The organism is Streptomyces sp. SID8352, from assembly GCF_009862265.1.
GTDB lineage: Bacteria > Actinomycetota > Actinomycetes > Streptomycetales > Streptomycetaceae > Streptomyces.
On record NZ_WWGX01000101.1, the window covers coordinates 1 to 2,900 of the forward strand.

Sequence of the window (2,900 nt, forward strand, 5' to 3'; positions counted from 1 at the left end):
CAACCGCCGCCACCCCCGCCGCCATCACGGCATCCGACGCGTCGGGGTCCGGTCCCAGCAGTTCGGCGAGCAGCAGACGGGCGAGTGCGTCGGGGGTCGGGTGGTCGAAGACGAGGGTCGCCGGAAGTCGCAGTCCGGTGGCGGAGTTGAGGGCGTTGCGCAGTTCGACGGCGGTCAGGGAGTCGAATCCGAGGTCCTTGAACTGCCGGTCCACCGCCACCGAACGGGTGGACGCGTGGCCGAGCACGGCCGCCACCTGGGTGCGCACCAGGTCGAGGACGAACGCGTGCCGCTCCTCCTGGGGCAGGGCCGCGAGCCGGTCCGCCTGTGTGGTCCGCCCGGCCGCCGTCCGAGGGGCGCCTTCGAGGCCGCGCCGTACCGAGGTGCGTACCAGCTTCCGCAGAAGCGGGGGCAGGGTGCCCGCACGGGCCTGGGTGTGCAGTGACGGGATGTCCAGGCGGACCGGGACCAGCGTGGGCCGCCCGGAACGGCAGGCGGTGTCGAAGAGGGCGAGACCCTCCGCGGCCTCGAGGGCCTTCAGCCCGGACCGGCTGATCCTGTGCCGGTCGGCCGCGGCCAGGTCGGCCGTGAGCGTGCTGCTCTGGGCCCACAGGCCCCAGGCGAGGGACACCGCGGGCAGCCCCTGGGCCCGGCGGGATTCGGCCAGGGCGTCGAGGTAGGCGTTCGCGGCGCAGTAGTTGGCCTGTCCGGGGCTGCCGAGGGTGCCGGCGGCGGAGGAGAACAGGACGAAGGCGGACAGGTCCGCGTCGCGGGTCAGTTCGTGGAGGTGGAGGGCCGCATCGGCCTTCGGCCGGAACACCCGTTCGATCCGGTCCGGGGTGAGGGCGGCGACGGTTCCGTCGTCGGTGACGCCGGCCGCGTGGACCACGGCGGTCAGCGGGTGCTCGGCGGGGACCGTCGCGAGCAGGACGGCGAGTTGGGCGCGGTCCGCCACATCACAGCCCACCGTCCGGGGCTCGGCGCCCAGTTCGCGCAGCTCCTGGGTGAACTCGGCCGCTCCGGGGGCGTCCTGGCCCCGGCGGCCGGCCAGCAGCAGGTGCCGCACTCCGTACGCGGTGACCAGATGGCGGGCGACCAGTCGGCCCAGCGCGCCCGACGCGCCGGTGATCAGTACCGTTCCGTCGCCCGTGAAGGGTGCGGGGTAGTCCTTCTCCGCCCGGGCCGCCTCGTCGGCCCGTACGAGCCGCGGGACGAGCAGGGCCCCGTCACGGAGCGCCACCTGCGGCTCGCCGCAGGCGACGGCCGACGCCGGCAGGACCGGGTCGGCTCCGTCGGCGTCGACCAGCAGGAACCGGCCGGGGTTCTCCGACTGGGCCGAGCGTACGAGACCCCAGACGGCCGCCTGGGCGGGGTCCACGGGGATCGCGTCGGCCCCGGTGCCGACCGCGCCGCGCGTGACGATCACCAGTCGCGAGGCGGCGAACCGGTCCTCGCGCAGCCACTCCTGGACGAGTTCCAGCGCACGGCGTGTCGCGGCGGCCGGTGCGGCCCACTCCCCCGCGCCCTCGGGCGACGGGAACAGGGCGACGGCGACGGTCTGCGGCACGGACGGTCCGTCCAGGTCGGTCAGGCGCTCGCACCAGGCCGGCGCGGCGGCCTGCGGCTCGGCGACCGGTTCGCACGTCTCCCACGCCACCCGGAACAGGGCGTCCCGCAGGGCCGCTCCGCCCCGGGCGGCCTCGTCGGCCCCGGCGAGCTGTTCGGGGGTGATCGTGCGCAGGAGCAGCGCGTCGACCGAGGCGACGGGGCGTCCCCGGCCGTCGCCGATCCGCAACTCGACCGCGTCCGGCGCGGTCGCGGCCCGGGTCAGGCGGACGCGGAGGGTCTCGGCACCGCTGCCGTACACGCTCACGCCGTTCCAGGCGAACGGGAGCCGGCCGGTGTGCCCGCCGCCGAGGAACTCGCCGACGCCCAGGGCGTGGAGGGCGGCGTCGAGGAGGGCGGGGTGCACCGCGAACCCGTCGACCGGGGTGCCTTCGGGCAGTGCGACCTCGGCGAACAGCTCCTCTTCCCCGTAGCGCCAGACGGCACGCAGCCCCTGGAACACCGGGCCGTAGTCGAAGCCGGCCTCGGCCAGCCGGTCGTAGCAGTCCTGGAGGGCGACGGAGGTGGCGCCGGCCGGGGGCCATGCGTCGCCGTCCGTCCGCGGCGGTGTGCGGTCGTCTGTGTCGGGGACGAGGAAGCCCGTCGCGTGGCGCGTCCAGGAGTCCTCGCCGTCGGCCTCGGCACGGGAGTAGATCTTCACCGGGCGCCGTTCCGCCGCCTCTTCCTCGGCTCCGACGACGACCCTGATCTGGACGGCGCCCTGCTCCGTGAGGACCAGGGGTGCGGCGAGGGCGAGTTCTTCGATCCGGCCGCAGCCGAGTTCGTCACCGGCTCGTACGGCCATCTCCAGGAAGGCGGTACCGGGCAGCAGGGTCACGCCGGAGACGGCGTGGTCCGCGAGCCAGGGGTGGGTGGCGAGGGACAGCCGTCCGGTGAGGAGGGCGCCCGCACCGTCGGGGAGCAGGGCCGTCGCACCGAACAGCGCGTGGCCGGCGCCGGCCAGCCCGGCGGCGGCGACCTCGCCGGTGACGGCGGGGGCGTCGAGCCAGTAGTGCTCGTACTGGAAGGGGTAGGTGGGCAGGTCGACGCGGCGGGCGCCGCGCCCGGCGTGGACGGCCGCCCAGTCGACGGGGGTGCCGTGGACGTGGAGCCGGGCCAGAGCGGTGGTGACTGCCAGGTCCTCGCCACGGTCGCCGCGCAGGACGGGGACGGTGAGGGCGCGCTCGTCGAGGAGCTCTCGGGCCAGGGCGGTCAGGACGCCGCCGGGGCCGATCTCCAGGAAGGTCCGCACCCCTTCGAGGGCCAGGAAGTCGACGGCGTCGGCGAAGCGGACG

At 75.7% G+C, this 2,900-nt stretch carries 1 protein-coding gene; it reads right to left on the reverse strand.

Features of this window, described 5'->3' with window-relative positions; translation table 11 throughout:
- Positions 1–2,900, reverse strand: a 2,900-nt coding sequence (locus GTY84_RS29935; protein ID WP_161229547.1) for a type I polyketide synthase, incomplete at both ends; no start/stop codon positions are given.